Origin of the sequence: Acinetobacter stercoris (assembly GCF_900323515.1) — a bacterium.
In the GTDB taxonomy this organism is placed as follows: domain Bacteria; phylum Pseudomonadota; class Gammaproteobacteria; order Pseudomonadales; family Moraxellaceae; genus Acinetobacter; species Acinetobacter stercoris.
On sequence record NZ_OOGT01000069.1, the window covers coordinates 1 to 17,749 of the forward strand.

The window sequence follows — 17,749 nt, forward strand, 5'->3', positions numbered from 1 at the left end:
GAGCAATTACCATTTATAATTAAGAGTAATTGCTCTATTTTATTCTTATGAATAGAAACTTGGTTTAGGAACTTGTTCAGTTAATATCCACTCACCGACTTCCTGGTATTTATAATCAATCGGATCATGTAAAGTCTGGGTTCTTACATTTCTCCAAAAACGATCAAGATTAAGCTTAGCCGTAGTTGCCCTGGCACCCATGACTTGGAAAATGTTCTGAGTGATAAATAATGAGCTGTTTGTAGCAGCTATTTTAGCTGTTGCAATTGCAATAGAGACTTTGCCACGTTGTTCTGCAGTCAGATTTTCACCAATATTCCAGGCCCATTGGATAGTCTCTATCGCTTTTTGAGTCAACAAACGAACTGATTCTAATTGCACATAAAATTCAGCAAAATGCTTTTGTGTATATGGATCATTTACAGCCTGATCAACCAAGGAACTTGACCACGCCTTTTGTTGCCTTACCGTTTCTTTAGCGACTGTAAAGGCACCTTCTGCTACACCTAGAAAAAGATTTACAAAAATAAGCTGGGCAATTAATGGACGTAAACCTGAATAAGGTGTGCTTAGTGGTCCTGGATTTAACAACAACTCATCTTTATAAATCTTAACCTGCTCAAAATGACTTGTGCCACTGTCCGTTTGACGCTGCCCCATATTATTCCAGTCACCTAAAAAACTTACTCCATCTCTTTGGGTAGGTATGACACCGATAAGTAACTTTGAAGCAGAATCATAGCCAGAACAAAGTAAAATATCTGAATCTATCGAACCCGAACAAAAACTCTTATCTCCATGAAATATAAATTCATTTTCTGAGATTTGCTGTGCAGTTGTACGCCTATCTAACGGGTTTAGAGTATTTCCCCAAAACAAGTTATTTTTTGCAGTATCTTCAAACCATTTTTTATATTGTTCAGGTTGAGCAAAGAGTTGTACAGTTGCAATTAAAAGATGATGAAAACCATAAACATGTGCAACAGAACTATCCACTCGGGCAATCGCTCGAATAGTTTGAAAAATGGTATCCCAATTTGCACCTTGACCACCATATTGCTCAGGAATAGACAACGCAAGCAAACCACTTTGACGAATCAGATCACGTTCAAATTTAGGATTTCCTCCTTTTTTATCACGCTCTGCCGCTGTTTGTGCGAATTGCTCTGCCAATTGTTCTGCAGTTTGTATTGCATTGAATTCTGATGAATGAAGTGGTGCGTTCATTGTTATATCCCATATTCCTTGAGTTTTAAGCTTAACAAATCATATAAGCGTTCCTTATCTGAATGCCTGATGTTGTTATTCTTTAAATAAAAATACCGCTCAAATATGCTGAACGGTATTGGACTTTTCTATAAATAAAAATAACTTGTTAAGTTTTTGATGCACCAAGAATTGTGCTCACTTCATGAATGAGTTGATCAACCACCTGCGGTTCGGATAATGTCGATGTATCACCTAGACTATCTAACTCATTCGCCACAATTTTCCGTAAAATCCTACGCATAATTTTTCCAGAACGCGTTTTTGGCAAGGCAGGTGCCCAGAAAATAGCATCAGGTGTAGCAACAGGTCCCATGACTTTACGTACCCATGCAAACAACTCTTTTCGTAATTCTTCAGACTCGGCAACTTCGGCCTGCAAGGTTACATAAGCTGCAATCCCCTGCCCCTTGATATCATGTGGCATTCCAACCACTGCCGCCTCTGCAACGCTATCATGTGCTACAAGTGCACTTTCAATTTCAGCAGTGCCTAGACGATGTCCAGATACATTCAGGACATCATCCACTCGTCCAGTAATCCAATAATATCCATCTTTATCACGTCTGGCACCGTCACCAGTAAAATAATGACCTGGATACGTTGAGAAATAAGCTTCAATAAAACGCTTAGGATCACCCCAGATGGTTCGCATCTGTCCAGGCCATGAATCCTTAATAATCAGATTGCCTTCTGCTGCACCTTCTATTTCGTGCCCGTCAGCATCAACCAAAGCAGGCTGGATACCAAAAAATGGGCGTGTTGCTGAACCAGGTTTTAAAGGTGTTGCTCCTGGTAATGGTGAAATCAGGATTCCTCCTGTTTCTGTTTGCCACCATGTATCTACAATCGGACAACGACTTTCACCAACAACAGTGTAATACCAGTTCCATGCTTCTGGATTAATCGGCTCACCCACTGAGCCAAGTAAACGTAAGCTACTACGATCACTTTCCCGAACAAAAGCATCACCCTCGCGCATCATGGCTCGAATGGCTGTCGGTGCTGTATATAAAATCGTGACGTTATGCTTATCAACAATATGACCTGTTCGTGCCCAACTCGGATATTGAGGAACCCCCTCGAACATGACGCTTGTTGTTCCATTGGAAAGTGGACCATAAATCACATAAGAATGTCCTGTAATCCAGCCTACATCTGCCGTACACCAAAATACATCATCTTGTTTTAAGTCAAATACTTCGCGGAAGGTACAGTTCACATAAGTTAAATAACCACCTGTTGTATGTAATACACCTTTTGGTTTTCCTGTTGAACCAGAAGTATAAAGAATAAATAATGGATCTTCGGCATTCATCGGCTCTGGCGGGCAAACATCGTTTACTCCCATAATTTCCATGTGATACCACAGGTCACGCCCATCTTTCATGCTAATTGGGTTACCTGTACGATGTACCACGATCACATTTTGTACAGATTCTGTGCCAGGAAGTGCAAGTGCGTCATCTACATTTTCTTTGAGTGGAATCGGTTTCCCTCCTCGCATACCCGAGTCGGCAGTAATCACGACCTTCGCTTGACTGTCTTCAATACGGCTCGCCAAAGAATCAGGTGAAAATCCACCAAATACCACACAATGCACTGCACCAATACGTGCACTTGCCAACATGGCAATGGCCGCTTCGGATACCATCGGCATATATAAAACAACACGATCACCTTTTTTTACACCATGCTTTTTTAATACATTGGCAAAGCGACAGACTTCATCATGTAATTCTTCAAATGAAATAATCTTATGTCGAGATGGGTGATCACCCTCCCAAATAATTGCGGGTTTATGAGGATGTTCTTTTAAATGACGATCTAAGCAATTTGCACTGACATTTAGCTGTCCATCAGCAAACCATTCAATCTGAAAATTTTCTTGATGAAAACTCGTTTGTTTAACTTTGGTGAACGGCTTTATCCAATCCAGTTTCTTAGCCATTTCATCCCAAAACTCATCTGGGTTCTCAATAGACTGTTTGTATTTAGCAAAATATTGAGCTTCCGTGGTACGTGCTGTTTTTACAAATTCTTCTGGTACTGGATAGATTTCATTCATAGTATTCTTCCTTGTTTTCTCCCATCACGAGAGATATGCCGACATTATTGCTTTTATTTACTTGCACTTTTCCAATGTGAACTAAAGATGAAAATTCATACAATCCTGATCTCTTATCTGATCACTCTTCTCTGCTATTTATCGGAATACACTTCCATCTGCATTAATTATATAAATTTTTAGTATCAGTTCACTTTTTTTAATCTTATAATTTCTTTAGCCAAATGCGAATTTATTTTTCATAAAATCAACATTTTCTTACTATTTCCCATACAAGGGTAATGACTATGCAACCGCAAGATAACGCGCCATTTTTTTCTAAAAATCAGCAAAGTGTGACAGATAACCCATTGTCACCAAATGGACGTTTTAATCGCCTCAGCTTTATTGGATGGTATGGATTCCTTTATATCATCGTACTCGCTATAACTTTTGCCCTAAGTTTGACTATAGGTATTTTTAACTTAAATACCATGCAACTTAACACCCATTTTATGGATGCATTGTCTGGGCTTGCTGGTTTGGGGTTTCTGATTATTTTGATATTTTATATTTATTTTAATTTTGTGATCGTGATCAGAAGGTTACATGACCGTAATAAATCAGGTTGGTTATGTCTATTACTCTTTGTACCAATCATTAACTTCTTCTTTAGTTTATATCTGATTTTTGCACGTGGTTGTCATCGCCCTAATCGTTTCGGACATCCCCGACCAGCATCAGTACTTGAAAAAATCATGGCATGGATCATGATTATTTTTACAGTACTCAGTCTGTTTGCTTCTGCAAGCATCTATTCTTACCTTGTTGGCTCTGGTGAACTAGAAAATCCAGGTGAGATCATCCAAAAAGGCTCACATTACGTTTAAAAAAACGTACAATCCCTGACAATTTCTGCTTTACAGTCTGATACTTTAACATCTTTGTTAAAGCAAATTATTTTACCGAATATTTTTACTCTGGAACTTAGCGTGGCCCAAGATCAAGGTAAATTGAGTGATGTCGCACAGGACACTACCCAACTCATCCATACGGCAGGTGAAAAAACTGCTCAAACACTTATTGCTCATACTGAAAAGTATCATGATGCCTATACCACGATAGACAAAATCATCGATGCATTTTGGCAACGTGTACCCTATTTCTGCATTGCCATTGCTGTCATCATTATCTTTTGGCTATTGTCAAAGTTATTCAAGTTTTTTGTACGCAAAACTCTGGAAAATCGCTCCTATACGAGACAGAATCTGGTCTTGGTTTTAAACCGAATTGGTAGCACAGTCATTATTTTCTTTGGTTTTCTGATTGCTATGGTCATTGCAATTCCAGGCTTTACACCAGGTCAACTCATGAGTGCTTTAGGAATCGGCTCTGTGGCAATCGGTTTTGCATTCAAGGATATTTTTCAAAACATGCTTTCAGGTGTCCTGATTTTATTAGGTGAACCTTTTAAAATCGGGGATACGATTATTGTCAGTGGTATGGAAGGTACTGTAGAAGATATTCAGATTCGTGCAACATTTCTTCGCTCACCAGATGGCCGCCGTATCGTTATTCCAAATGCAACGGTTTATACCAGTGCCGTTACAGTTAACACGGCCTATCAACGTCGTCGCTGTGAATTTCATGTCGGCATTGGTTATGAAGACGACGTTCAAAAAGCCAAAAAAATTGTACTTGGAATATTGGACAAAGATCAATCTATCTTGAGTCAACCTGCATTTACTGTAAATGTCAGCTCCCTAGCTGATTTTTCAATTCAACTTGCTGTAACTTGGTGGGTAGATACCACAGAAACCACCACTTCTGCATCCATCAGTAAAGTACAAGAACAAGTTATTGATGCTTTTGGTGACCAAGGAATTTCTATTCCTTATCCTGTACAAGAGGTTAAGGTCTATCGTGGAGAAACAGTTGCATTGGACACAACAGAAAATTCAGGGAAATAGTCGCCCTAATACGTAAGGAATAACTGTTTCAGTTCGAATAATACGGCTGCCCAAGTGAAAAACCTGGCAGCCGTTTTTGCACAATAAATCTATTTCATACGGTATAAAACCACCTTCAGGACCAATGACAATCGTACAACCATGATCAAGTGAATTTGGCATTTTATTTTCAGCATATGGATGTGCTACAAATGCTGGATAATTTTCATTAATAAGAGTAGGTAAAACATCTTCTACAAAAGGTTTAAAACGTTTATATATTTCAACTTTTGGTACTATCGTATCCCCAGCCTGCTCTAAGCCAAGCGTTATATAATCATCAATTTGCTGTAAAAATGGTGTTTGCCAATAACTCTTATCCACACGATAGCTGTGGATAAGAATAAGTTTATCCACACCCAAAGTCACACTATCCATAATCAAACGACGCAGCACTTTAGGACGTGGCATGGCAACCACCAAAGTAACAGGTAATTTAGCTGGGGTTGCTTGCTCATACAAAGGTTTTAAAAGTATTCTTTTTTCAGAAATCTCTATTATTTCAGTTAAATAACGTTTTCCGTTGCGTATACCAACTTTTAAGTTTTCACCCACCTGTATTTCAAGGTGCTGCTTCAAATGTTGAATTTGGCGTTGAGAAGAAATCATCCAGAAATCATTTTGAGTCTGTCTTGAATCTATTAAAACAATATTCATCTTCGGTTATAAATACTGATCAATTTCAGCAATATGCTTTTGTAAAGAACCTCGATTTCTTTGTAAAACATGTTCCGAATTTTCAACCAATTTCTGTGCAAAAGACCGATCATTTAAACATTTTAACAAAAGATCAATAACTTCCGCAGCATCCAGACCTATCTTCACAGCATCTTCTGCCAAAAATTCATCTACAATCGTTTGAAAATTAAAATAATTTGGACCGATCACTGTTGCCACATCGAGTGCTATTGGTTCTAAAATATTATGCCCCCCACCTGGCTCATTAAGAGAACCACCCACAAAACAGACTTGACTCAACGCATACCATAACCATAATTCACCCATGCTATCAGCTAAATACACCTGAGTATCTGCTTGTATTGATTCATCCAGACTACGGCGATGTGTCAGCAAACCTAGATTTTCAGCAGTTTGAAACACTTCATCAAAACGCTCGGGATGACGGGGAACAACAATACAAACCACTTCGGGATGCTTTGCCAAATAAGGTTTTATATTTGCCAGTAAGTTTTGTTCCTCAGGCGCATGCGTGCTGGCAATAGTGATAATTTTTCGACCAGACAAATGCCAGTCCTGTTGTAGAATTTTTGCCTGTAATATGAATCGTTCTGGTGCATGAATATCAAATTTGATATTTCCAACAACCTGAGCCTTATTTTCCTGCATTCCAAGCGCGACAAAACGATTTTTACTTGCGATATCCTGAGCCAGCAACACCTCAAGACTATTCAGCATCTCTTGTGTCAGTTTTTTAACCTTTGCATAGCCATTTGCAGATTTTTCAGAAAGCCTCGCATTAATCAATAAACAAGGAGTTTGCTTTTTCTTGGCTTGATCAATCAAATTAGGCCAGAGTTCAGTTTCAACCAGCAGTAATAATTTAGGTTGATATTTTTCAAAGAAGGCTTGAACCAGTTTTTTTTGATCAGCAGGTAAATATACTGCTTGAAATAGTTTTTGATATTCCTCTTTTAAAAATAATGACTTGGCACGAGCTTGCCCTGTTTTGGTTGTATTGGTGACCAAAACAGCATGCCCTTTTTGTAAATAATGCTCTATCAACGGTTGGGCAGCATTAGTCTCACCTACAGATACCGCATGAAACCAAATTGCATTTTTATTTTTAGGTTCTTGAAATGGACCAAAACGTTCTAAACATTCTTGCTCAAATTGCTCCAAATCTTGCGCACGGCTTTTTATACGCCATTTATATAATGGCTTAATGACGGCTAAAGCAGCGTTATACCAAAAAGGAGTTACCAAACAAGTGCCCCAAACGATTCAAATTGGGAAATATAACAGAGCATCACTCACTTGTTAATGAATAATGCTCTACAGTTTGTTTTTATTTTATATTAGAGTCTGTTGATATTTCAAAGTAGTTGCGGCAATCAGCATTTCCTGGACTGTACAAGACATGAATTACACCACTTAATATTTAAGTAATGAGAAACAAGCTTTCGTCAGACAACAACGAAATAGCTCAAAAAACGTTTATCCCGCAAAGTTATCAACAGTTTCTAACCAACTAAAACATCACTTTCACTAAATGTTGGATAATCGGTATAACCCTCTGCCGAGCCAGAATATAAAGTCTTAGGATTAATTTTATTTAAAGGTGCATTATTTTCTAATCGATGCAACAAATCCGGATTAGCAATATAAGCCTGACCAAAAGCAACTGCATCGGCTTCGCCATTTTTTAATAACTGTCTTGCGGTGTCAGCTGTTAATGCCTCATTTGCGATCCATACACCACTGAATTTTTTCCTCAAAATCGGTGCAATACTATCCTCTGCAATATGCTCACGAGCAAAAATAAAAGCTATTTTTCTTAAATTGAGTTGTTCAACAACATAACTAAACAGCTCTAAACGATTCGCATCGGCCATATCATGTGAATCTCCCCGTGGTGATAAGTGCACACCGACACGATCTGCGCCCCAAACCCCGATCAATGTATCCACCACTTCAAGAAGAAAACGGGCCCTGTTTTCTATTGAGCCACCATATTCATCTTTTCGTTGATTGGTATTGCTATATAAAAATTGTTCAACCAAATAACCATTGGCAGCATGTAATTCAACAGCATCAAAATCAGCCTGCTTGGCTAACTGTGCTGAATATTTGTATTCGGCAATAATCTCTTTAATTTCAGATATCGTTAAAGCACGTGGTACAACATAAGCACGTTTCGGTCTCAACAGACTCACTTCGCCAGCTGCAGCTACTGCACTGGAAGATACTGGGGTATCGCCAATGATTTCAGGATCCGAAATACGTCCAACATGCCACAGTTGCACTGCAATTTTGGCATGTTGAGCATGCACGGCATCATTGATTTTTTTCCATGCAATTACTTGTTCTTCATTCCAAAGCCCGGGCGTATTGTAATATCCTGCAGCCTTTGCACTGATAATTGTCGCTTCAGTAATCAATAAACCAGCATTCGCACGCTGTTGATAGTATTCGACCATCAAATCATTCGGAACACGAGACTGATCAGTACGTGCACGTGTCAATGGTGCGAGAACCAGGCGATTTTTTATCTCAAAACCACCAACTTTCAAAGGAGAATTCAATTCAGCCATATGTACCTCGATACCCACTAAAAGTTGATATGACTTAGAGTGAGTTCTTCAGATAGTCAATATATTGCTGAATAAGCTCTTCATTTCTCGAAAAATAAGACCATTGACCATGTTTTTCGACATTGATTAAACCAGCTTGCTGTAATACAGACAGATGATTTGACATGGTTGATTGAGAAACCTTGCCTAACTGTTCAATATGTCCAGCACATACACCGCGCGCAAAATCACCACATTTTTCAGTCGACAAAAATTGATCAGGCGTTTTTAACCATTCCAGTATCTGCCTACGCGTCGGATTTGCCAATGCTTTAAATATTAAATCTATATCCATATTCAAGACACGCTTAATATGAAGAAAGCTTATTCAGTACCTTTAAAACAATATATCGTATTTTTACGATATTTATATCGTTTTTTATAGATATAATGTAAAAATATCTGATAAAGCTTCCTTATATAAAAACTAAGCTTATAAACCCTGTTTCAAGCTTGCTTCAATAAACTTATCAAGATCACCATCCAAGACCGCGCCTGTGTTTGAATTTTCAACGCCAGTACGTAAATCTTTAATCCGGGAGTCATCCAGTACATATGAACGAATCTGGCTTCCCCAGCCGATATCTGATTTTGAGTCTTCCAATGCTTGTGACGCTTCGTTACGTTTTTGCATTTCAAGCTCATACAATTTAGCACGCAACTGTTTCCATGCATGATCACGGTTAGCATGTTGTGAACGCTGGTTCTGACACGCTACGACGATTCCTGTTGGAATATGAGTCAGACGTACTGCAGAGTCCGTTTTGTTAATATGCTGACCACCTGCACCTGATGCACGATAGGTATCTGTACGAACATCTGATGGATTAATATCGATCTCAATATTATCATCCACTTCAGGCGAAACAAATACTGCAGAAAACGAAGTATGACGGCGGTTACCTGAGTCAAACGGAGATTTACGAACGAGACGGTGCACACCTGTTTCTGTTCTAAGCCAGCCAAATGCATATTCACCTTCAATACGAATCGTTGCAGACTTGATTCCAGCAACATCCCCATCAGATACTTCCATCAACTCAGCTTTAAAGCCGTGACGTTCGATCCAGCGCATGTACATTCGTAATAGCATGGATGCCCAGTCCTGGGCTTCCGTTCCACCCGAACCCGCCTGAATTTCCAGGAAACAAGGATTTGGATCCATTGGGTTACTAAACATACGGCGGAATTCAAGTTTAGCCAATTCATCTTCGGCGGCATTCAATTCGCTTTGCACATCATTGAGCAAGCTTTCATCATCAGCTTCTACAGCCAAATCTAGCATAGCTTGGGCATCTTCAAGTTGTTCCGCTAATCCTTCCAAAACGTTAATCACGTTTTCAAGCTCACCCTTTTCCTTGGCCATCGCTTGTGCACGGTTTTGATCATTCCAGATCGCAGGATCTTCGAGTTCACGTAGAACCTCTTCTAAACGTTCTTTTTTTAGATCGTAGTCAAAGATACCCCCGTAAAGTTTGTCCACGATCGCTTAAGTCTTTTAACTGGTTTAGATAAGGATTAATTTCCACGAAATTTACTCTCAATCAAAGAATGGGATAAAAATTGGAGGGAGATTATACCACAGACAACCCAATACTGATGATTTACATAATCCCTGACCGAAATCGTTATAAACCCAAAATAGTATTGACTTTATATTTATAAAGATATAAAAAATATCAAAAATTTAAATATTTTTTTGCTTTTTTATTTTTTATATATTTCTTTGGGGTTTACATGAAAAAAATTCTTTTGGCTCTTGGCCTTTTTGCATCCGCAAGTTCTGCTTTTGCTTATGATTTCCAAATTGATGGTGGTTATACTTATCTGGATCATGACTATGATAGGATTGATAGTAACAATCAAGTTGATCTTAAAGGTACTTATTATTTCAATACTGTAGAAACAAAAAATGTTCCCCTACAAGAAGCAGCATTTTTTGGTCATAGCAGCAATGTATATGTCCGTTATGCATATAATAATTTAGAAACTAAAAATTCCTATATTGATGACTTTTATGATCCTGAAACCGATGATAATTATTCTGAATATGGAAGTTTTGAAACTGAATCCCACTCAACAGGTCTAGGAATCGAATATTTCTTAAATTCATTCTATTTAAGCGGTGAAATTGGTTTAGACCAATACAAATCTAAGTATAATTATAGTGCTGTATCACAAACAACAGACGAGGTTTATTCGTACTCTGAAAAGTATGATGATGATCAAACGACTTATAAAGCATATTTAGGTTATTTACCTATCAGCAACTTACTGGTTGCTATGGGTGTTGAGGGTTATTCTGGTGATGATGAGGATGATGCCGCTTTCGGAATTAAAGCAAAATACGTAACACCAATTGGGCAATCTGGACAATTCTTAAATCTGGAAGCAGCCGGAACGTTTAATGATATAACCAATATAGCATTAGGTGCTGATTACTATTTCAATCCTAAATTTAGTATAGGTACCGCATACAACTATCAAGATGATGGTGATGATACAGCTGATGCATTTGCTATCCGAACAAAATATTTCTTCACAGAGAATATCGGTGTTGGTACAGCTGTTGGATTTGGTGATGACCTGACTAGTTATAACCTGAATGCAACTATACGTTTCTAATCCTCTTTATTTAGCTACTTTAAAAAGGCATTTTTTAAAAGTGCCTTTTTTAGTTTTCAACATACAGTATTACTGATCATTACCTAAAAATGACAATGCTTTCATAATCTATCTAAAACTCCACATATCCTCCACGATTTTAAAAAAATTAAACATTTAAAAATTATGTTTAATAACAAATAATTATGATGATTTTTACGTAATAATATCCCCAAATGATACTTTTAAGCCGCTTTTAAGATTGACGATTATTATTTTTAACCTAGACTGAACTTGTAACAAAAAATGTATAGGTTTATATCCACATCACATTTCTGAGGGGAAACATGATGAAAAAATTAGTCATTAGTTCAGCATTATTATCAGCGCTTGCACTTGCAGGTACAGCTCATGCATATCAAGCAGAAGTTGGCGCTTCTGCTGGTTTAATCGACCCAGATAATGGTAGTTCAAGTGGTTCTTTTGGTGTAGATGGTACTTACTATTTCAATCCTGTACAAACACGTAATGCTCCATTAGCTGAAGCGGCTTTTCTTGATCGTGCAAGTAATGTAAATGCACACTATAACTATAGTGAAATTGGTGATGATGAAGTATCTAAATACGGTGCAGGTATTGAATACTTTATTCCAAACTCTGATTTTTATGTAAGTGGTAACATTGGTCGTCAAGATATTGATTTTGATCGTGGTGGCGACTTGGATACTACATTATATGGTGCTGAAGTAGGTTACTTGCCTGTACCAGGTTTCTTGGTTGCACTGGGTGTAAAAGGCTATGACAATGACAATGACAATGGTGTTGATCCTACACTTCGTGCCAAATATGTAACCCAAATTGGTGGCAAAGATATCAATTTAGAAGCTGGCGCAGCATTTGGCGACCTAGATGAATATAATCTTGCGGCAGATTACTTCATTGATAAAACTTTCAGTGTTGGTGCTGACTATTACAACAATGACCTTACGGATAATAATGAATTTGGTATCAATGCACGCAAATTCTTTAACCAGCAAGTAAGCCTTGAAGGTCGTGTAGGTTTCGGTGAAGTTGGAAACAATGATTACAACCGTTTCGGTATTGCAGCTAAATATCGTTTCTAATATTTCAGTTGAAATAGCAACACAAAAACCGCTCAATTGAGCGGTTTTTTATTGACTTAAATGCACGACTCTGAGTTGTAGACTAACGTTCCCATTAAACTGATTTCTATCCAGTTCATAAACCAAATATACAGAATCATTCATTGGATCAAAATTAAATTGTTCTCGTGCATTGAATGCTATCGCATCCACAACTCTGCCTCCATCCAAAGCCAGACGTAACTTTAAATGAGTTTCTTTAAGCCATCTAAAATCTAAAACTTTAAAGGTACCTTCAAAAATAGGAGGTGGAAATTTTTGCCCCCAAGGTCCCATTGTCTCAATTAATTGAACCGTATTCAGTTGCAGAGCCTGATCTGGTAAAGTGCCATCTGTCCAAAGTGTTGCATAAAAGAGTTCTTCATCCATCTCCTGGATTAACTGAATAAATGCATTTTTAAACTCAGGAAAATGTTCTTTTTGAATAGTTAAACCTGCAGCAGCGGCATGCCCACCAAAAAAAGTGACAAGGTGTGGATGTTGTTCTGCTACTTTTTCAATTGCATCTCTGATATGTATACCATCGATTGAACGCGCTGAACCTTTGATATGTATACCATCCTGATCCTCGGCAAAAACAATGCTTGGCCGATGAAACTGCTCTTTTAGACGTCCTGCAACAATACCGATTACGCCTTGATGCCAATGTGACTCAAACATCACTAGTGCAGGTGGTAAATCATCTACATTTAATTCTAATTGAGACAATTCAGCCAAAGCCTCTTGCTTCATTTTAGTTTCAACTTGGCGACGTTCCAGATTGAGTGTATTGAGCTGCTGAGCATATTGATAGGCTGATTGAATATCATCTGCCAATAGGCATTCGATGCCTATGTCCATCGTCTCCATACGACCTGCTGCATTAATACGGGGTCCCAGAACAAATCCCAGATCCTGCGCTTTCAACTCAGACGGATCTCTTCCGGCAATATCCAGTAAAGCAGTTATTCCAGCTCGACATTGATGCTGCTGGATTCGCTTCAAACCTGCATCCACCAATATACGGTTGTTATAATCCAGACTTGCAACATCTGCATAAGTTCCCAAGGCAACAAGGTCTAGATATTGAGTTATTTTGACTGAAGATTTACCCAGTTTGGAACGAGTACTTGTAAGCTTGGCAAGCAAGTAAAAAGCGACTCCGACACCAGCCAAAGCTTTACTAGGAAATTCACACCCCAACTGATTTGGATTGACTACAGCATCAGCAGCAGGCGTCGCTTTTGTTGTTAAATGGTGATCTGTAATAATTACCTGCATACCATGTTGCTGCGACCTTTCAACACCTGCATGACTAGAAATCCCATTATCAACAGTGATCAAAAGATCCGGTTGATGGGTCTCAAAAGCCAGATCAGCTATAGCAGGTGTCAAACCATAACCATATTTAAAACGGTCAGGAACTAAATATTCTACCTTAGCCCCCATTTCCCTAAGTGTTAAAATCATCAACGCAGTGCTGGTTGCACCATCAGCATCATAATCACCAACAATAACTATTTTCTTATGCTGATCAATAGCCTGATCAATCAACTGGATTGCCTGATCTAACCCTTTTAAATTTGGAGCAAGAAGGTTTTTAAGTTTAAGCTCTAACTCTTGCTCAGATTGCACCCCTCGACGCGCTAAAATCTGGGCAATTAATGGTGACACGCCCCGAATATTCTCAGGGCGTGTTAAAAAAGGTCTTTGTTTAATTTGAATTTTAGACATTTAAGGCATTAATCGCTGTAATTTCCAAATACCATCCACTCGTTCATAACTCAAACGATCATGCAAACGATTCGGACGGCCTTGCCAGAACTCATAATGAAAAGGTTCTAAACGATATCCTCCCCAAAATTCAGGTTTCTGCAAAGTATCTTTACTTTCTACATCATCATGTAATTTTTGGAAACGATCAACCAATAATTCCCTACTCGCGATTACACCACTTTGCGGGGTACTTATATGTGCAGCAATTTGACTATCCCGTGGACGCTTATGATAATAATCCGTTGACTCTTCTTCAGAGATCTTGGTTACTTTACCAGCAATTCTTACTTGACGTTCCAAACCAGCCCAATAAAACAGTAACTCAGCATATGGATTTTCAGCAAGATCGATCCCTTTTTGACTATCATAATTAGTATAGAAGTCATAACCTGCTTCTGTCGCCCCACGCAATAATAATGTTCGAACATGTGGCCGACCATTTTTGTCTGCTGTTGCTACCGACATTGCATAAGGCTCATGCAATTTCGCTTCTAATGCCATGTTGAACCATTTTAAAAACTGTTCATGCGGATTTGAATCTACCTGATCTTCATGTAGTTCATCTTTTTCATAGCTTAGACGAAGCTCACTCAAATCTTTAATTAGGTCGTTCATTACAATAACCCTTATGCTGCTAGAGCATGTTGACGTACAGCTTCAGCTAAATGATTAGCCAGATCTGTAACCTCTTGTTTATTATCGCCTTCGACCATGACTCGGATAACAGGTTCTGTCCCAGACTTACGGATCAGGATACGTCCACGACCTTTTAACTGCGCTTCTGCCTTGTCAAACTCTTGTACCAAGGCAGGAACAGTAAACGGGTCAATCATCTGATCTAACCGAACATTCACCAAAACTTGAGGGAATAATTTAAAGTCAGTAACAAGTTCATGCAGACCTTTGTTTTGCTCTACCATTACTGTCAACACTTGTAATGCTGCAATAATCGCATCCCCAGTTGTACTTTTATCCAAAGTCAGAATATGCCCCGAAGGCTCTCCACCAATCACCCAATTATTATCTTCTAATGCTTGTAATACATAGCGATCTCCCACTTTCGCACGAGTAAACGGCACGCCTGCTTTTTCAAGTGCAAGCTCTAACGCCATATTGCTCATCACAGTGCCAACAATACCTGCTGGTTTATTTTGTGCCTGAGTCGCTAAAATATAAAGAATATGATCACCATCAATCAGCTGACCAGTTTTATCAACTAAAACCACACGGTCTGCATCGCCATCAAAAGCGATTCCCAAATCAGCTTGATGTTCAACTACTGCTTTTTGTAAATTTTCTGGATGTGTTGAACCACAGTTATCATTAATGTTTAAACCATCAGGAGTATTATAAATTGCTACGACTTTAGCTCCTAATTCACGGAAAACTGAAGGTCCTACGCTATAGCCAGCACCATTGGCACAGTCCACAACAATTTTCAGGTTGCGTAGATTGAAATGGTATGGAAATGTTGATTTACAAAACTCAATATATCGACCATTGGCGTCTTTGACCCGAACACTTTTTCCTAAATTTGCAGTGTCATCAATAACAATATCTTTTTCTAATTCCTGATTAATCGCATTCTGTAATTCATCTGGAAGTTTTTTACCTTCACCAGAGAAAAATTTAATACCATTATCAAAATAAGGATTATGTGAAGCCGAAATAACAATTCCGGCATCAGCATGTAGGGCACGAGTTAAATGAGCAATGGCAGGAGTTGGTAAAGGTCCCAATAAGTGTACATAAACCCCAGCAGCATTTAGCCCTGCTTGCAAAGCAGCCTCTAAAATATAGCAAGAAAGGCGGGTGTCTTTCCCTAATACAACAATTGGTTTTTTAGTGGGGCTAAGTTGCTTTAATACCTTACCAGCAGCAAATCCTAATTTAAGTGCAAACTCAGGTGTGATTGGGAGTACACCAAATTTTCCACGAATTCCATCTGTTCCAAAATAACTCATTTTTTACCCACTTTATTATCCCGTACCAGTACGGTTCGATCTTATTTCAATTTATCTACTTTACACCAAAATAAAAAAGCCGTCATAACTTGACGGCTTTTTTTAACTTAAAGATATACAAAAGCTTAACCAACTCTATAGTTTGGTGCTTCTTTAGTAATCGTTACATCATGCACATGTGATTCTTGCATACCAGCTGATGTTATTTTCACAAATTTTGCATTTTGACGTAAATCTTCAACTGTTGCAGAACCTGTATAGCCCATTGATGAACGTAAACCACCCATCATTTGATGTACGATTGCACTCATTGGACCTTTATAAGGTACTCGACCTTCAATTCCTTCTGGAACCAGTTTTTCAGCGCCCGCTTTAGAATCCTGGAAGTAACGGTCAGCAGAACCTGTCGCCCCTGCCATTGCACCAAGTGACCCCATACCACGATATGATTTATAATAACGGCCTTGGAAAAACTCCACTTCGCCTGGCGCTTCTTCTGTACCAGCCATTAAAGAACCAACCATAACCGTACTTGCACCAGCACCAATCGCTTTTGCCATATCACCAGAGAAACGAATACCACCATCAGCAATCAGCGGAATCTGCTCTTTTAACGCACTTGCAACACTATCAATTGCTGAAATCTGAGGAACACCAATACCCGCAACAATACGCGTTGTACAAATAGAACCTGGACCAATACCGACTTTAACAGCATCAGCACCTGCATCTAACAAGGCCAAAGCAGCATCACCAGTTGCGATATTACCGCCAATGACTTGAACCTGTGGGAAGTTTTGTTTGACCCAACGGACACGCTCGATTACACCAGCTGAGTGACCATGTGCAGTATCAACGACAATAACATCTACACCTGCCTCAATCAGTGCTTCAACACGCGCCGGGGTTTCTATACCAGTACCCACCGCAGCACCAACACGTAAACGTCCCAAATCGTCCTTACAACTATTTGGATAAAGTTCAGCTTTACGGAAATCCGTTACTGTAATCAAACCTTTAAGTGCATGGTTATCATCTACAACCAACACTTTCTCAATACGATGTTTTTGCAAAAGTGCTTGAATATTTTCTTTAGACTCACCTTCTTTTACAGTCACCAGGCGGTCTTGACCAGTCATGATATTACTTACTGGTTGTTCAAGATTTGTCTCAAAGCGTGTATCACGACCTGTCACGATACCTACAACTTTGCCATCTTTGACAACAGGTACACCACTGATATGGTTAGCAGTTGTAATTTCAATCAATTCACGAACTGTCGTTTCAGGTGTTACTGTAATTGGATCCTTCACCATACCCGCTTCGAACTTTTTCACTCGACGAACTTCAGCGGCTTGAGCAGAGATATCCATATTTTTATGCAGGATACCAATACCACCATTTTGAGCCATTGCGATTGCCATACGTGACTCAGTCACTGTATCCATTGCTGCTGAAACGAGAGGAATATTCAGATTAATGCCGCGAGTAAGGCGTGTCTTTAAGGAGACATCTTTTGGGAGGACAGTAGAATAGGCAGGGAGTAATAAGACATCATCGAAGGTTAACGCTTCTTGAACGATGGTCAGCATAACAGTCTCACTGGTAATTTCCGTGAGCTATTATAAAC

General features: G+C 38.9%; 15 protein-coding genes. 4 read left to right on the forward strand and 11 right to left on the reverse strand.

Going from position 1 to position 17,749, the window contains the following annotated elements:
- Window positions 1–45 precede the first annotated feature (45 nt).
- Both KPC_RS09070 and acs read right to left on the reverse strand, forming a co-directional pair.
- Window positions 46–1,227 (reverse strand): acyl-CoA dehydrogenase family protein, encoded by a 1,182-nt coding sequence (locus KPC_RS09070; RefSeq protein WP_121974056.1) that lies wholly within the window; start codon window positions 1,225–1,227, stop codon window positions 46–48.
- A gap of 148 nt (window positions 1,228–1,375) precedes the next feature.
- Window positions 1,376–3,334 (reverse strand): acetate--CoA ligase, encoded by a 1,959-nt coding sequence (acs, locus tag KPC_RS09075; protein WP_121974057.1) that lies wholly within the window; start codon window positions 3,332–3,334, stop codon window positions 1,376–1,378.
- Window positions 3,335–3,621: 287 nt separating this feature from the next.
- Between acs and KPC_RS09080 the strand changes: the two genes are divergently transcribed.
- Both KPC_RS09080 and KPC_RS09085 read left to right on the forward strand, forming a co-directional pair.
- Window positions 3,622–4,203, forward strand: a complete 582-nt coding sequence (locus KPC_RS09080; protein WP_121974058.1) for a DUF805 domain-containing protein — start codon at window positions 3,622–3,624, stop codon at window positions 4,201–4,203.
- Between the two features lie 102 nt (window positions 4,204–4,305).
- Window positions 4,306–5,283 (forward strand): mechanosensitive ion channel family protein, encoded by a 978-nt coding sequence (locus KPC_RS09085; protein ID WP_121974059.1) that lies wholly within the window; start codon window positions 4,306–4,308, stop codon window positions 5,281–5,283.
- Here KPC_RS09085 and KPC_RS09090 read toward each other — a convergent pair.
- The 5 genes from KPC_RS09090 to prfB all read right to left on the reverse strand — a co-directional run bounded on the left by KPC_RS09090 (window position 5,272) and on the right by prfB (window position 10,162).
- Window positions 5,272–5,979 carry a 16S rRNA (uracil(1498)-N(3))-methyltransferase gene (locus KPC_RS09090; protein ID WP_121974060.1) on the reverse strand — a complete coding sequence of 236 codons (708 nt, stop codon included), beginning with the start codon at window positions 5,977–5,979 and terminating at the stop codon, window positions 5,272–5,274. The two genes, KPC_RS09085 and KPC_RS09090, sit on opposite strands and share 12 nt — an antisense overlap.
- 6 nt (window positions 5,980–5,985) lie before the next feature.
- Window positions 5,986–7,266: a 3-deoxy-D-manno-octulosonic acid transferase gene (locus KPC_RS09095; RefSeq protein WP_121974061.1), complete on the reverse strand. Its 1,281-nt coding sequence runs from the start codon at window positions 7,264–7,266 to the stop codon at window positions 5,986–5,988.
- Window positions 7,267–7,523: 257 nt separating this feature from the next.
- A complete protein-coding gene (locus tag KPC_RS09100; RefSeq protein WP_121974062.1) occupies window positions 7,524–8,594 on the reverse strand; it encodes an alkene reductase in 1,071 nt (356 codons plus the stop codon).
- Window positions 8,595–8,628: 34 nt separating this feature from the next.
- A complete protein-coding gene (locus KPC_RS09105; RefSeq protein ID WP_121974063.1) occupies window positions 8,629–8,928 on the reverse strand; it encodes an ArsR/SmtB family transcription factor in 300 nt (99 codons plus the stop codon).
- A gap of 138 nt (window positions 8,929–9,066) precedes the next feature.
- Window positions 9,067–10,162 (reverse strand): peptide chain release factor 2 gene (prfB, locus tag KPC_RS09110; RefSeq protein ID WP_121974064.1). Its coding sequence is split into 2 segments (ribosomal slippage): window positions 9,067–10,089 and window positions 10,091–10,162, totalling 1,095 coding nucleotides; the frame shifts between segments, so codons are not numbered across the junction.
- Between the two features lie 208 nt (window positions 10,163–10,370).
- Here prfB and KPC_RS09115 point away from each other — a divergent pair.
- Both KPC_RS09115 and KPC_RS09120 read left to right on the forward strand, forming a co-directional pair.
- On the forward strand, window positions 10,371–11,258 hold the full coding sequence (locus tag KPC_RS09115; protein ID WP_121974065.1) for a putative porin: 888 nt from the start codon (window positions 10,371–10,373) through the stop codon (window positions 11,256–11,258).
- Window positions 11,259–11,587: 329 nt separating this feature from the next.
- Window positions 11,588–12,361, forward strand: coding sequence for a putative porin (locus tag KPC_RS09120; RefSeq protein ID WP_121974066.1), 774 nt, complete (start codon window positions 11,588–11,590; stop codon window positions 12,359–12,361).
- Between the two features lie 48 nt (window positions 12,362–12,409).
- On the opposite strand, the gene recJ is transcribed toward KPC_RS09120, so the two are convergent.
- The 4 genes from recJ to guaB all read right to left on the reverse strand — a co-directional run bounded on the left by recJ (window position 12,410) and on the right by guaB (window position 17,711).
- The gene (recJ, locus tag KPC_RS09125; protein ID WP_121974067.1) at window positions 12,410–14,113 is read right to left on the reverse strand and encodes a single-stranded-DNA-specific exonuclease RecJ; all 1,704 of its coding nucleotides are present in this window, start codon (window positions 14,111–14,113) and stop codon (window positions 12,410–12,412) included.
- On the reverse strand, window positions 14,114–14,770 hold the full coding sequence (gene pdxH / locus KPC_RS09130) for a pyridoxamine 5'-phosphate oxidase (protein ID WP_121974068.1): 657 nt from the start codon (window positions 14,768–14,770) through the stop codon (window positions 14,114–14,116).
- 11 nt (window positions 14,771–14,781) lie between these two features.
- Entirely contained in the window at window positions 14,782–16,119 is a 1,338-nt protein-coding gene (gene glmM, locus KPC_RS09135) for a phosphoglucosamine mutase (protein ID WP_121974069.1), read from the reverse strand.
- 125 nt (window positions 16,120–16,244) lie between these two features.
- Window positions 16,245–17,711, reverse strand: a complete 1,467-nt coding sequence (gene guaB / locus KPC_RS09140; RefSeq protein WP_121974070.1) for an IMP dehydrogenase — start codon at window positions 17,709–17,711, stop codon at window positions 16,245–16,247.
- Window positions 17,712–17,749: the final 38 nt, after the last annotated feature.